This is a genomic window from Sinosporangium album (assembly GCF_900100605.1).
In the GTDB taxonomy this organism is placed as follows: domain Bacteria; phylum Actinomycetota; class Actinomycetes; order Streptosporangiales; family Streptosporangiaceae; genus Sinosporangium; species Sinosporangium album.
In genome coordinates this window covers 132,497-146,879 of record NZ_FNCN01000003.1, presented here as the reverse complement: position 1 = coordinate 146,879, position 14,383 = coordinate 132,497, and the positions used below count along the sequence as shown (strand labels likewise).

At 69.3% G+C, this 14,383-nt stretch carries 10 protein-coding genes; 2 read left to right on the top strand and 8 right to left on the bottom strand.

The window, feature by feature from the left end:
• The first annotated feature begins 1,053 nt into the window (after window positions 1-1,053).
• Window positions 1,054-2,046 carry a mechanosensitive ion channel family protein gene (locus BLQ73_RS04040; protein ID WP_245690780.1) on the top strand — a complete coding sequence of 331 codons (993 nt, stop codon included), beginning with the start codon at window positions 1,054-1,056 and terminating at the stop codon, window positions 2,044-2,046.
• Window positions 2,047-2,264: 218 nt separating this feature from the next.
• The gene (locus BLQ73_RS04035) at window positions 2,265-2,663 is read left to right on the top strand and encodes a globin (RefSeq protein ID WP_093168332.1); all 399 of its coding nucleotides are present in this window, start codon (window positions 2,265-2,267) and stop codon (window positions 2,661-2,663) included.
• Between the two features lie 34 nt (window positions 2,664-2,697).
• On the opposite strand, the gene BLQ73_RS04030 is transcribed toward BLQ73_RS04035, so the two are convergent.
• The 8 genes from BLQ73_RS04030 to cobA all read right to left on the bottom strand — a co-directional run bounded on the left by BLQ73_RS04030 (window position 2,698) and on the right by cobA (window position 14,224).
• On the bottom strand, window positions 2,698-2,898 hold the full coding sequence (locus BLQ73_RS04030; RefSeq protein WP_143020112.1) for a hypothetical protein: 201 nt from the start codon (window positions 2,896-2,898) through the stop codon (window positions 2,698-2,700).
• Between the two features lie 106 nt (window positions 2,899-3,004).
• A complete protein-coding gene (locus BLQ73_RS04025) occupies window positions 3,005-3,454 on the bottom strand; it encodes an acyl-CoA thioesterase (protein WP_093168328.1) in 450 nt (149 codons plus the stop codon).
• Complete coding sequence (ettA, locus tag BLQ73_RS04020; RefSeq protein ID WP_093168325.1) at window positions 3,447-5,111, bottom strand: energy-dependent translational throttle protein EttA; 1,665 nt, start codon at window positions 5,109-5,111, stop codon at window positions 3,447-3,449. The genes BLQ73_RS04025 and ettA overlap by 8 nt, the downstream gene beginning before the upstream one ends.
• A gap of 465 nt (window positions 5,112-5,576) precedes the next feature.
• Window positions 5,577-6,878, bottom strand: a complete 1,302-nt coding sequence (locus tag BLQ73_RS04015; RefSeq protein WP_093168323.1) for a GGDEF domain-containing protein — start codon at window positions 6,876-6,878, stop codon at window positions 5,577-5,579.
• Between the two features lie 768 nt (window positions 6,879-7,646).
• Window positions 7,647-8,303, bottom strand: coding sequence for a single-stranded DNA-binding protein (locus BLQ73_RS04010; RefSeq protein ID WP_093168321.1), 657 nt, complete (start codon window positions 8,301-8,303; stop codon window positions 7,647-7,649).
• An 82-nt stretch (window positions 8,304-8,385) separates the two neighbouring features.
• Window positions 8,386-10,095 carry a GTPase gene (locus tag BLQ73_RS04005; RefSeq protein ID WP_245690779.1) on the bottom strand — a complete coding sequence of 570 codons (1,710 nt, stop codon included), beginning with the start codon at window positions 10,093-10,095 and terminating at the stop codon, window positions 8,386-8,388.
• The gene (locus BLQ73_RS04000) at window positions 10,092-12,995 is read right to left on the bottom strand and encodes a dynamin family protein (RefSeq protein WP_245690778.1); all 2,904 of its coding nucleotides are present in this window, start codon (window positions 12,993-12,995) and stop codon (window positions 10,092-10,094) included. Before BLQ73_RS04000 ends, BLQ73_RS04005 begins: the two co-directional genes overlap by 4 nt.
• Window positions 12,992-14,224 (bottom strand): uroporphyrinogen-III C-methyltransferase, encoded by a 1,233-nt coding sequence (gene cobA, locus BLQ73_RS03995; RefSeq protein ID WP_093168319.1) that lies wholly within the window; start codon window positions 14,222-14,224, stop codon window positions 12,992-12,994. Before cobA ends, BLQ73_RS04000 begins: the two co-directional genes overlap by 4 nt.
• Between the last annotated feature and the right edge of the window lie 159 nt (window positions 14,225-14,383).

Here is a 14,383-nt window from a genome sequence, read left to right as displayed (position 1 = left end):
GGTGGAGCGCAGCCACCGGGGCTCACCGCGCCTACCGCGGTCCCACGGGGCCGGCGGGGTGGCCGGTGCGGAGTGTCCTTCTCCAAGAGGACACTGGGCACCCCGTCGGCTCCACACCCCGACCACAGCGACGCCGTCGGCCGACCCGGCCGCGCGACCCGCCAGATCGCAGCACCACCGGATGCCCCAAGGCCGCCGCGAGGCGGTCTGAGGGCGCCGGTCGGCGCTCAACGAACCTCCCCCTCCTGAAAAAAGCACCGGGCGTTCCCCTCCGCTCGAACTCCGGTGCGACCCGCGCCGGGGACAGACGGCGCGGGCCGCACCGACCGGCTCCGCACGGCCGCGTGCGAGACCGCCGTTCGAGCGGTACGGCGACAGCCCGCTCTGCTCCGCCATAAATCCATCCGCCAACCGTCCGCGAACCCTCCAGGCGAGGCATCGGTACTTTCCCTCCGCACTCGCCTCGGAGGACCGCGGTCACAAGACCTCGTCCTGCTCGCAGGGCGAGCCCCCGGGTATGACCCGGAGGCTGAAAACCACTTTCCGGGCCTCCCGGGGAGTGCTCGGGGGGATCCCCCTTCCGGACCGGTGCGGGACATGCTTCCGGGTGCGTGTCCCCGCCGAGCCGTGCGTCACCGGCAGGCCCCGTCCCGCCCTCCGCGGCCCGTGGTCGGGACCTGCCCGTCTTCCCCGGCGTAATGTGACAGCGGCCGGTCCGGACGTGAGTCGGCCAGGCGAGCAAGCCTGACCTCTCCCGTCCGGACCGATCCGGAGGGGCGTCCACCTCCGCGCACGGGTCGTAGCCAGGTGTCTCCCCGTGACGCGACAGCCGTACAGGCATCATGGTCTCCCGGGTGATGCGGGCCTCACGTGTGTCCGACGCCATTGATCGGTTCTCGGGCGGACGTGACGATTCCACACAGAATCGGCAATATTGTGGGGGTCCCGTGACCAGTACGTTATGAAGTCATCGATCCGAGGGGGATCCACGTCGTGCCTTTCCTGGCCTCGCCGAGTCCCGTGAGCACGCCCACACCGGTCATCACTCCGGAAGTGACCCCCACGGTGACGGTCACCCCCACCCCCACTCCGACCTCCAGCCCCTCTCCGAGCAGCCTCATCAACAACCTGCCCGACCTCAACGACATCCCCGACCCCGGATCGCTCGTCACCTTCGTGCAGGAGTCCTGGGTCCCGGCCCTCGGCACCCTGCTCGCGATCGTGCTGATCGTGGCCGCGGCACTGGCGCTCCGCAAGCTGACCCATCGGCTGATCACGCGCGTCACGGGCCGCATGGCCGAAGGGGTCATGCCCGACCGACTGCGCAACAAGTCGCCGACCGTCACCGAGAGCAGCCCCGCGCTGCTGTCCGAACGCAGGCGCCAGCGGGCCGAGACCATGGGGTCGGTGCTGCGAAGCCTCACCTCGATCGTCATCATCGGCACCGCCGCACTCATGGTCATCGACCGGCTGGGAATGAACCTCGCACCGCTCCTCACCAGCGTCAGCATCCTCGGCGTGGCCCTGGGCTTCGGCGCACAGGAGCTGATCAAGGACTTCTTCGCCGGGATGTTCATGTTGCTGGAAGACCAGTACGGCGTGGGCGACGTCATCGACCTCGGCTCGGCCACCGGCACCGTGGAGGCGGTCACCCTGCGCGTCACCAGGCTCAGGGACCCGGACGGCCGGGTGTGGTACGTCCGCAACGGCACCGTCACCAGGGTCGGCAATGAGTCTCAGGGCTGGGCCAGGGCCGTCATGGACGTGCCCGTGGACAACCACGCGGACGCGGCCAAGGTGAAGCAAGTCCTTATGCAGGCGGCCAAGGAGCTCTGGGAGGACCCGGCCTACCACCAGACGGTCATCTTCGAAGAGCCGCAGGTCTGGGGCTTCGAAGGGCTCTCGGAGACCGCGATCGTCTTCCGCATCACGGTCAAGACCGACCCGCTTCAGCGTGCGGCCCTCACCCGCAAGCTCCGCAGGCGTGTGAAGGCGGCGCTGGACAGCGCCGACATCGCCATCGTGGCCGAGTCCTCCGCCCCCTGACACGTCGCCTCACGGGCCGTTTGAGGGGCTCCGGTACGGCACCGCCGTGCCGTACCGGATGCCCTGCACGTGAGAAGTCTGCATGTGCACGCAACTAGATGGTGGAGCCGTCCCGTGCCCGCTGAGCAGCTGCGACTGCCCGTGCGCAGGCGGGACGCCCCTGCCGAAAGCAGCCTCCGGCGGCAACACCATCCCCGGATTGTCTTAGGCTGAGGGGCATGTCAGGGAGCACCGAGGAGTCTGTGACCCTCTATGAGGCGATGGGCGGCGAGGAGACCTTCCGCCGTCTAGTGCACCGGTTCTACGTGGGCGTGGCCGAAGACCCCCTGCTGCGTCCCCTCTATCCGGAAGACGACTTCGAGGGGGCGGAGGAGCGGCTGCGGCTTTTTCTCATCCAGTATTGGGGCGGCCCCAACACCTATAGCCGGGAACGCGGGCACCCCAGGCTTCGCATGCGCCACGCGCCCTTCGTCATCGGGCCCGCGGAGCGCGACGCCTGGCTCCGTCACATGCACGACGCCGTCCAGACCCTCGACCTGCCGGAGGACTTGGAGAAGCGGTTGTTGGACTACCTCGTCTATGCCGCGCACAGCCTCGTCAACGCGCCGGAAGGATGATGGTCCGCGCTGACTCGTCGGCTTGTCAGGGCTTTTACTGTGAAAGCGGCGTCTCCTCCACGGGAGGCGCCGCAGCGCCCTCGACGACGGTCCCGGAGACCGGCTCCGCATAAACCGGACCTATGACGATCATCGGCACCGAGGCGGCGGCCACGCCGTGCAGCGACACGGCGACGCCGGCAGCCGCCAGTGCGACGGCCGACAGGGCACACCCCAAGAACGAACGAGCTTTCATTGTCTTCCCCCGAAGGCGAGCTATCAGCAACTTTCGCTACATAAAGTAGCCAGCCGGTGACATCCCACATTCTCCCCGGAGCACCGCGGGGGAAAACGGTTCCGCCTCAGGCGAAACGCTTGAGGTAGGCGATCTCCTCGCCGGACAGCCTCCGCGGCCTCGCCGCCTCGACGTCGTAGGACACGAGCACGGTCTGCGCCTGGGCGAACACCTCGGAGTCGTCGCGGATCTCATGGTGGAGCGTGAACCGGGCGAACGCGATGCCGCTCACCCTCGTCTCCACCCTGATCGGATCGGCACGCAGCGTCAGCGGACGCCGGTAGTGGATCTCATGGTTGAGGACCACGAAACCTCTGTAGGGCTGCCCGCCCTCCCGCGCCGGATCGACATAGAGCAGAGCCATCCGCGCGTCCTCCAAGTAGTCGAAGAAACGCACGTTGTTCACGTGGCCCAGCGAATCGATGTCGGCGAAGCGGACCTGCCGGTGAAAGACATGGCGGCGGCTCCCCGCCCCGTCACCGGGGAGAGGAGCCGCCTGCGGCGCGCTGTCAGTCACGCCTGAGCTTGCGGTAGGTGACGCGGTGCGGCTTCGCCGCGTCGGCTCCCAGCCGTTCGATCTTGTTCTTCTCGTAGTCGGCGAAGTTGCCCTCGAACCAGAACCAGTTGGACTCGCCCTCCCACGCGAGGATGTGCGTCGCGATGCGGTCGAGGAACCACCGGTCGTGAGAGGTGATGACGGCGCATCCGGGGAAGTCGAGCAGCGCGTTCTCCAGGCTGGAGAGCGTCTCGGTGTCGAGGTCGTTGGTCGGCTCGTCGAGCAGCAGCACGTTGCCGCCCTGCTTGAGGGTCAACGCCAGGTTGAGACGGTTGCGCTCACCGCCCGAGAGCACCCCTGAGGGCTTCTGCTGGTCCGGGCCCTTGAACCCGAAGGCCGCGATGTAAGCCCGGGAGGGCATCTCCACGTGGCCCACCTTGATGTGGTCGAGCCCGTCGGAGACGACCTGCCAGACGTTCTTGGCGGGCTCGATGTTGGACCGGCCCTGGTCGACGTAGGAGATCTGGACGGTCTCACCGATCGTGAACTGCCCGGCGTCGGGCGTCTCGTCGCCCATGATCATGCGGAACAGCGTGGTCTTGCCGACGCCGTTCGGACCGATGACACCCACGATGCCGTTGCGGGGCAGGTCGAAGGAGAGATCGTCCATCAGCACCCGGTCGCCGAAGCCCTTGGTGAGGCCCTGTGCGCGGATCACCGTGGTGCCGAGGCGGGGGCCCGGCGGGATCTGGATCTCTTCGAAGTCGAGCTTGCGGTGCTTGTCGGCTTCAGCGGCCATCTCCTCGTAACGCTGGAGACGGGCTTTGCTCTTGGCCTGCCTGGCCTTCGGGTTGGACCGCACCCACTGGAGTTCGTCTTCCAGGCGCTTCTTGCGCTTGGCGTCCTTCTGCCCCTCCACCCTCAGCCGGGCGGCCTTGGCCTCCAGATAGGTGGAGTAGTTGCCCTCGTAGGAGTGGCAGCGGCCGCGGTCCAGTTCGAGGATCCAGCCGGCGACGTTGTCGAGGAAGTAACGGTCGTGGGTGACCGCGAGAACCGTGCCGTGGTATTTCTCCAGGTGCTGCTCCAACCACTGCACGCTCTCGGCGTCGAGGTGGTTGGTGGGCTCGTCGAGCAGCAGCAGGTCGGGCTTCTGCAGCAGCAGCTTGCACAGCGCGACACGGCGGCGCTCACCACCGGAGAGCGTCGTGACGTCGGCGTCGGGCGGCGGGCAGCGCAGCGCGTCCATCGCCTGCTCAAGCTGGCTCTCCAGCTCCCAGGCGTCGCGGTGCTCAAGCTGCTCCTGCAGCCTGCCCATCTCGTTCAGCAGCTCGTCGCTGTAGTCGGTGGCCATGAGCTCGGCCACCTCGTTGTAGCGGTCGAGCAGGGCCTTGGTCTCGGCCACGCCCTCCTCGACGTTGCCAAGCACGGTCTTGGCCTCGTTCAGCGGCGGCTCCTGCTGGAGCATGCCGACGGTGAAGCCGGGCATGAGACGGGCATCGCCGTTGGACGGATGCTCCAAGCCCGCCATCATTTTGAGCAGCGTCGACTTGCCTGTGCCATTGGGGCCAAGCACACCGATCTTTGCCCCGGGCAGGAACGACAGCGTGACGTCGTCGAGGATCACCTTGTCGCCGTGCGCTTTGCGCACGCGCTGCAACGTGTAGATGTACTCCGGCATGGCGTAAAGCCTATCCGGACAGGGCACTTCACAGGACCAGTCCCCACTCCCCATCGGCCATCCGCCATCTGCGCGGAACCAAGGTCCGCGCATGCCGCCGATGGACGCCGCCTCCATCGCGAAGCCGGTGCGCAATCGGCCCCGCATGCCACGGCAGCCCCATAAACGATCAATATTGCGAGGGCCGAAACCGCCTCAGCCGGTATCCGCCGGTCACATTCAAACAACCGGCACGCCGAACCCCATGAAAAGGGGAAACGGGCCTTCACTCTTCCCGGCGCTCTTCCCGCACTCTCCCCGGGTCTCGTCGCGGTCTCATCGGAGACGGCCACAAGGCGACCGGCTGCCGACGGACCGGGTACGGCGAAGGCCGCCCACTGGCGTGGACGGCCCTGCCGGAAACACCTACCGGAAACACCCGCCGGGAACACCTGCCGAGCATGCCCGACCGCTGCGGAAGCGGTCTCAGCTCGGCTGCTGCGGTGGTCTGCGCCCGGGGTCGGGCTGCCGGCGTGAGGCGGCCGGCACGCAGACGCGGTCGCGGCCGAGCTCCTTGGCGCGGTAGAGGGCGAGGTCGGCGGCGGCGAGCAGCTCGATGAGGTCGTCACCGTGGACACTCATGATCGCCACACCCACAGAGATGGTCACCGTGACCATCGCGTCGTCGGCGGGCACCGCCATGCGGCCGACGCGGGAACGCAGACGCTCGGCCACCCTGCGGGCCTCCCCCACGTCGGCGCGAGGCAGCAGGATCACGAACTCCTCTCCGCCGAAGCGGCCCACGACGTCGTAGTCGCGAAGCTGGCTGCGCAGAGTGGCGGCGACCCCGACCAGGACCTGGTCGCCGATCAGATGTCCGTGGTTGTCGTTGACCCGTTTGAAGTGGTCGATATCGATGATGAGCAGAGCCAGGGTCTCCCCCGTGCGCCGCGCCCGGACGATCTCCGTGTCGGCCTCACGCTGCCAGGCCGCCGCGTTCAGCAGACCCGTCTTGGGGTCGGTGCGCGCCGCGGCCTGCAACTGGGCGTGCAGCAGGCTGCGTTGCAGCAGCACCACCGGCGGAAGGGCCAGCACCAGCAGCGCCAGGTTGAGCGCGCAGGCGATGGTCACGATCACGCCGAGGCACAGCTCGACCACGTCGAGCAGGGCGCTCTCGCGATCCCACAGCACCTCGCGCCAGCGCGTGTCGGGGTCGGCCATGTGCGCCGCGACCGCGATCAGGGCCGTGTTGAGGACGGCGAAGACCACGGCACAGCCGATGGCCAGCATGATCGACCTGCCCTCGCCCCTCGACAGGGACGCCGGATCTCCGACCAGGACCGCGAACAGAACCGACGCCATACAGCCGGCCAGCCCTATGGCCGCCGAACTGAAAACCCTCCGGTAGAGCACCGTGGCCCTGACCCGCAGCTGCAGAAGGATCTGCAGTGGTATGGGGGCGAGCAGGGCGTAGACAGGGGGCAGCAGCAGCGCCGCGGGAAGCCACCACGCCGAAAGCAGGTCGCGGGACACACCGGCCGGCATGCCCAGCCGCCGCGTGGCCTCGATGCACACCGCACCGCACACCATCAGCGCCAGGAACGTCAGCACGTCGGCCCACTCGAAATCGGTCGAGGAACCGAACACCGCGACGGCCGCCAGATGCAGAGCCACGATTCCGAACAGATAAGCGATCAGCGGTCGGCGCTGCGCCAGCAGTGGCCACCGACCGGTCAACGCTGTCACGCCGACACGCGGCTTTGCCGAAGCGTGGCTGGGCGCGGCCATGTCGTCCTCCCTCCCGACTAACGATGTGTAACACAATAGTTGCGGTGTGTGCGATGCGCGACGGGAACCGATACCTTGAGGGCTCGCGGTCTCGCGCACCAGGTGAGGCCGCTGATCAACCACCGCTCAGCCAGACCGAGCGGGCCATTGCGGATAAGGAGCAGCTATGGCACGGGGAGTGACCTGGACCTGACGGATGCTCTTTCTTGCATCCACGACGCACCATCGACCATCGGCCGATCCCCCTCCCGGTGGAACCCCAGGCGCTGACCCGCGAACGCTCCCACATCGTGGGAATCCCCGATCGCCCGCCACACCTGCGAACGCCGGAACCCGGTCGCCCGTTCAACCCCTTCGTCGGGCCTCCGAAAAAGTCAGCCGATGCCCCTCCACCAACCGGGTCACCAACCCACCTACAACCATGGTCACCCCCGCTCCCCCCACTACAACTCGCCCCGCAGCCACACGAACCTCACCGAACAGCCCCCGTCTTTCCCCATGTCACCGCACTCGCCGCACAGCGCCCCGCGCCCATCAGCGCACAGCATCCCGCGCCCATCAGCGCACAGAGCCCCGCGCCCATCGGTGCGCCTCCGGCGAGTCGCGCCGCCGATGGTCCAGCCGACGGTAGCGGCGGCGCGGTAGACACGCCCCGTCGGTGAGCCGCCCACGGCGGCCGAGCCATGCCGGCAGTGCGCCGGAAGGCGATGTCCAGGGCGACCGGATGGGCGGTTGCGCGACGGGCCGCGGCGACGCGTGGGCGTCGTCTCAGGCGGCTTGCATCGCCATCGCGGGCTCGGCTCCTTCAGGCCACGGGACTTCGTCGTCCTGAACGGCGGCGTCGCCGGGCATGGTGAACGGCTGCTCCGCAGCGTCGGGGCCTGGAGAGGGCGTGTCTTCAGGGGAGGTCGCGCCGAGTGGAGGGGCAGCGGGCAGGGCTGCGTCGGGCCAGGGGGTGTCGGCTGTTTCGTCGTGGCCGGCGGCGGGAGGCGGGGTGGTCGGGGTGGGGCTGTGGTCGGTGGGGGACGGCTGCCAGGGGGTTTCACCTGGCGCGGGAAGGCCGCGGTGGTGGGGTCTGGCGTAGCTGCCGATGCCCCAGCGCAGGTCGTGCCCGACGGAACCGGCTTCGATCTCGGCGACCATGCGGGGCTCGTCGCCGCGCTGGTAGTGACGGATGCGCAGCCGGCCGTGGACGACGACGGGGTGGCCGAGCCGGATGGACTGCGCGACGTTGTCGGCGAGGGAACGGAAGCAGCGCACGGTGAAGAAGGTGGTGCCGGCCGAGCGCCACTCGCCGGCGCGCCTGTCGAAGTAGCGGCCGGTGGTGGCCACGCGCATCGAAGTGACGCGCGTGCCGTCGGAGAACTGGTGCTGCCGGGGCTCGGTGGCCACATTGCCGGTCAGGGTGATGTAGACGTCGTTCATCGTCGCCTCCCATGGCGGGGCGGACTGCCCGCTCGCGTTGGAAGCAGAGTGGCCCAAGCCGTCACCGACGCGGGCCACCGAGTCACGTTCTGGGGATAACCTGCCGGGACGCCTTCGGCCCTGTGGACGACGGGGTTGACGACGGCAGGACGGCCTGCATCGCCGCGTAGAACTGGGTGTGGCGTGCCAGTTCGCGTTCCACGGGCTCGACGACGAGCGAGTCGGCGACGGTGGCGACCCGGCGGCGCATTTCGCGCTCCAGCCGTTCGCGTTCGGCGCTCGCGCCGAGGGTGACGAAGTTGCGGCTCGCGACGGCCGAGAGCGCTCCGAGTCCGAGCACCGAGGCCATCGCCAGACCGACCCACGGCAGAGCGAGGACATCGCCGAAGATCACGAGGCCGCCGGGCAGGTCGATGAGTTCCAAGACACCGGACAGCAGCGTGGTGACGACCCAGGCGAGCCCGGCTCCGAAGAGCACGACGAGGGAGTACTGCAGGCCCTTGACGGCCTTCCACCAGCTCGGAACCTTGTCCAGGCGGGGGGCCACCTCGGCGAGCTCGTTGGACAGGGTCGTGGGGAGCGTGGCGGAGTTGGAGCGCGCCGCGTCTCTCACCCCGTTGCGCCAGGCGTCGTGCATGCCGATGGACAAGCCCTCCGCGAGGGCCTGTACGGCGTTGTCCACCTCGGCCGGCTGCGCGCTCACGGACGTGCCCGTGAGTTCGCGGATCTCATCGCGCAGGTCGCCGATGTTGAGGCTGCCGAGGGGGTCGCGGCCGAGCTTGCGTGCCCAGCGCGTGTACGGCCAGCCGATCCAATCCGCCGAGCGCGAGCCGTACACGCTTTCCATGGCCTCGCCGACGGCGGGGACGCCGATGGCGTCGCAGAGGGCGTCGGTGAGGCCGACGCTGCGGGCGGCGTCGACGGACGCGCTCGCGGGCGGAGCGCCCGGCTCGGGCATGATCTTGGAGAGGTCGGCGGTGATGCGGTCGAGATCGGCCTCGATGCGCTGGACGGCGGCCCGCCGCCGGGTGACGACGTCGGCCAGCAGGCTTTTGAGCCCGTTGACGCCGCGTCCGGTGAGCGCGGACGTGGTGACGATGACGGGGTCGGCCACGCCCTCACGCCTGAGCAGCTCGTCGAGGTCCTTGACGCATTCGGCTACTTCTTCCGGGGCGAGTCTGTCGACCTGGTTGAGCACGAAAACCGTGACGGCGTCGTGGCCCGCGAGGTCTGCGACGTACTTCCGGTGCACGGAGGCGTCGGCGTATTTCTGCGGGTCGAGCACCCACACGATGAGGTCGGCGACCTGGATCAGCCGGTCGGCCTCGTGATCGGTGAGGGCGCGGATCGAGTCGTGGTCCGGCAGGTCGAGCAGGATCAGGCCGTGGAGGCGGCCATCGCCCTTGTCGAGGGCGCTGGCCCGTGCGAAGCGGTGGCGCCACTGGACCTGGAGCCAGTCGAGCAGCGGCCCCGCGCCGTCGAGCCCCCACACGCAGGCGTGGGTGCGGGCCGTAGTCGGGCGGCGTACGCCCGTGGGGGAGAGCTCCAACCCGGAGATCGCGTTGAATAGCGAGGATTTGCCGCTGCCCGTGCCTCCGGCCAGGGCCACGACGGTGTGGTCGGCGGAGAGCTTGAGCCGGTCGCCTGCGCGCAGCAGCAGTTTGCCGGCCTCGGCCAGCAGTTTGGGCTCGACTCTGCCCGTCCCCAGCTCCACCACCTTGGACAGGGCGGCGAGGCGCGCCCCGAGCCCCTGCCTGATACCGGTCGATCCCGTCATGATGCTTTTGCTCATCGGGCGGCCTCAAGTTGGTAAGTAGCCTGGTATAGGCGCGTCGCGGCGTTCTCGTCGGGGATGCCGGAGGCGTCGAGCGCTTCGACGTGCCGCAGTGTCTCCTCGTCGAACAGCATGCTGATCCGGGCACGCAGGTCGCTGCGCGCCTTGGCGCCGATGTTGCGCAGCGACTCGGCTCCGAGCACGGCCCGCAGCAGGCGTTGCGGCAAGGCGGTGGACGTGTGTTCGCCGCCGGCCTCGGAAGTGCCATAGCCGAGCAGGCCCACCATGAAGATCAAGGCCAGGGACTCCAGGTCGTACGAGATCACCCTCGCCACCGACCGTTTCGTGACCCCTTCCGTGCGGATCAGTCCGACGACGTGATCCTGCCACGCGGCGACCGTACGGCCCGCGCGCCGGACGAAATCCTCGGAGGGCGCGTCGAGGCCCGGCGTGGACGCCAGGATCGCCCCGGCGCCTCCCCTGTGCAGCCACCGTGCCACAACCTCCTCGGCGGCGCGCTGCGCAGCCGAGACGATCACGGAATCAAGCCCGGACTTAAGCGCTGACTTCAGAGCGTGTATCCGCTCCGGCGCCTGTCCGTCGGACTTGCCGCCGAACCGGCCGGCCTTCCGCAGCCGCAGCGTCCGCTTGAGATCGCCCGACCCCGCGAAGTCCTGCCATCGCGCCAGCGCCTCCCCGCTCAAAAGCGTCCCGTTGCGCGTGGACTCATCGATCTCCGCCAAAGCCGCCATGTAGGCCGCGTCCACATCGCCCCGGGCCTCCGTCCGGAAAGCGACCTGCGCCTCCACATGCCGGGCCAGCGCCGGGATCCGAGCCCGAAAGCTGTTGAGGACACCGTTCAGCGTCTCCTGTACGGCTTCCGCACGCCGCTGCTCGTCCACCGACAACTCAGCCAGCCACAGGCGCAGCTCGGCGACCTGGCCTTCCTTGAGCAGACCGCCGGATACGGCCCCTTCGTCGACGACGAACCGGTCGACCTCTCCCAGCCCGTACTCCGTCAGCATGCGGACGAAATGCTTGAGCACCACTTCTCGGGACTTCGGCGGCACCCGGGACAGCACAATGGCCAATCGCGCGCCCCGCTCCTTCGCGAGACGCAGCAGGCGCCAGGCCGGAGCGTCGGCGTAACGCGCCGCGGTCGTCACGAAGATCCACAGATCCGCGGCGTCCAGCATGCGGTGCGCGATCTCATGGTGCTCCTCGACAACCGAGTCGATGTCGGGCGTATCGAGCAGAGCGACGCCCTGCGGCAGCCGTTCCGTCTGCGCCACCACCAAGCCGCCGGCCTCGCCGGTGGCCTCGGCGGCCGGGTCTGTGACGCGCTCCAGATCCGGCAGCAACCCGCTCCCGGAATACCACTCGTAGTCGTCCGGATGGCAGGCCAGCACCGGCGTCGCCGTCGTCGGACGCCGCACCCCAGTCGCGCTGACCTTCTGTCCCGCCAGGGTATTGACCAAGGTGGACTTGCCCGCGCCCGTGGAACCGGCCACGACGACGAGGGCGGGAGCCGTACTCATGCGGACGCGCGGGATCACATAGTCGCCGAGCTGAGCGATGATCTCGGCCCTGGCCTTCTTCGCCTCCTCGGCACCGGGCAGGTCCAGCCCGAACCGCAGGTTGATCACGCTGTCCCTCAACGCCGCGAGCGCCGAGGTCAACGCCTCCACCGCGGCGTCCGGCAGCGCGACCTCCACAACCCGCGCCTTGGCGGACGCTTCCTCCCCGCCCTGCTCGGGTACGGCGGAAGCCGCCCCGTCGGCGGCGATCGCCGCTGCAACGAGGGCGGGGTTGCCGCGGCTGCCCGGACTCGGGCCGGCGGCGGGAACGGGCGAAGGGGCGGCTTCGGCACTCGCCGGCTCGGAGTCCCCGTCGGCCGGGGCCTCGCCGGCGACGGCGCCGCCCGTGCCGGCGGTCTCCCGGGGCGAGGAGCCGGCGTCCGAGAAGTGGATGTCCGAGGAGTCTGCGTCCGGGGCCCCTGCGTCCGGGACCTCTGCCTCTGAGACCTCTGCCTCTGAGACCTCTGCCTCTGAGACCTCTGCCTCTGAGACCTCTGCATCCGCCGTACCGTCGTCGGGAGCCTCCGCGGCCGGCGCGTCAACCTTCGGGGCGGCGGCGGGCGCGGGTGAGGACTCGTCGTGCGGGGCGTCGGCGTTCCCGGGGCCGTGGGACGGGGAACCGGAAACGTCGTCCTCGCGAAGCCGGGCATCACTGCCCTCGGCATCGCCCCGCTCAGATTCGCGACGTTCGGCATCGCCGCGCTCAGATTCGCGGCCCTCGGCATCGCCCCGCCTGGGATCTCGGCGCTGCGCCTCACCGCGGGCGGCCTCGCGGCGCCCGGCTTGGCCGTGCTCGGTTCGGCTGGGCCTGGGGGCGGGGCGCTTGGCGGTATGTGCTTCGGTCTTGGGGGGTGGCTCTGTGGTGGTGTTCGGGGGGTGACTGACCAGCCGGTCAGTCGGGTTCCCGGGGCGTTCGTCGTCGTGGGAGGGGTCTAGGAGGTCGGCCGGGCCGGATCGGGGGGCGGCGTCCGCCGCGGCGGGGGCTCGGGGAGGGCCTTCGGGCGCGGCGGCGGGGTCGTCGCCGACGTCCGGTTCGGGGTCGGCCGGGGCGTGGCGCCGTACGTTGTCCTGGCCTGTGGTGGCGTCGGGGCGGGAGCGTACGGGGCCCCAGACGTCTTCGGGGCTCTTGCCCCAGATGGGGGTGGTGTCGGCGGGGCCGGGGCGGGGCGCCTCGGTGGCGGCGCTCCCGGCCGAGGCCATGGGGGCGGTGCCGCTATCGACGGGGTTATCCTCGTCGGGCCGTATCGCCTGGAAGACAATGGTCTGCTCCTCCAGGGATTCGGCGTTCTCGGGCTCATTGTCGGTCAGCGGTTGTGTCCTGTCGTCGGCGGCAGACCTCACGGAATCCGCTCCGCTCGCACCATTTCGACCTCCTGGCCGACTTTGACGACATCTCCGATGATCACGATTGCCGGGGGCCGGATTCCAGCCGCGGTCACACGCTCGGAGACTGTGGCGAGTGTCGCGGTGAGAGCTCGCTGAGTGGGAAGAGTACCTTCCTGTACCACCATTACGGGAGTGTCAGCTGAACGCCCGTGACGCACAAGGGCTTCGGCGACAGCGTCGATGCGTTCGACGGCCATCATGAGCACAAGGGTGCCTTCCGACCGCGCCAGAGCGGGCCAGTCGACGGTCGACTGGGCGTGGTCCGGCGGAACATGGACGGAAATGACGTGGAATTCCTGGCTCACACCGCGGTGGGTGACGGGGACACCGGCGGAGGCGGGTACGGCGATGGCGCTGGTGATGCCGGGAACCACGATGACGGGGATACCCGCCTTCGCACACGCGAGCACCTCTTCACCGCCCCGACCGAAAACGTAGGGGTCGCCGCCCTTGAGCCTGACGACGAAGGCTCCCTGCCTGGCCCGATCAATCAGGATTTCGTTGATCTTCTCCTGTGCCAGGTAGCGTCCGTACGGGATTTTGGCCGCGTCGATCAGCTCGACATCGGGGGACAGCTCGTCCAGCAGGGCACGGGGGGCGAGCCGGTCGGCGACGACGACGTCGGCCTGGGCGAGCAGTTGCCGCCCTCGGACGGTGATGAGGCCGGGGTCGCCGGGGCCGCCGCCGACGAGGGCGACGCCCACGGGCTTGGTACGGCTGCGCCGCGCCTTGACGGTGCCGTCGCGCAGGGCTTCGACCACGGCGTCCCGGACGCCCGCGGCGAGGCGGGGATCTCCGCCCGTGGTGACGGCGACGCTGATCTCATCGACGCGACCCGCGGCGGGTGTCCACGCGGCGGAGGCGTCGCGGTCGTCGGCGCGGACGCACCAGATGCGCTTGGCCTCGGCCTCGGCCGCGATGGCGGCGTTGACCGCGCGGTTGTCGGTGCACGCCTGGACCAGCCACGCACCGTCGCAGTCGCCGACTTCGTATGATCTCGCTTCCCAGGTGAACCGTCCCGCCGCGATCAGATCGTCGAGAGCGGGGGTAACGCTGGGTGAGACAAGCGTCACGATAGCGCCCGTGTCGAGGAGGGCGGGGATGCGCCGCTGGGCGACCCTGCCTCCTCCCACGACGAGCACCCGCCGCCCGGTGAGGCGCAGTCCGAGCAGGTACGGGGACATGTCGGCGGATCTCCCGTTCGAGAAGTATGGCGGTGTTAGGAGGTAAACCTACCTGGTCCGCCCTCGTATTTTGCTGTCGCTAGGTCAACGCTCGTCAAGAGTCGCCTCAGCGGCCACATGAGGTGCATCGGGAACGCCTGACATCCGGCTTTTCCGCTG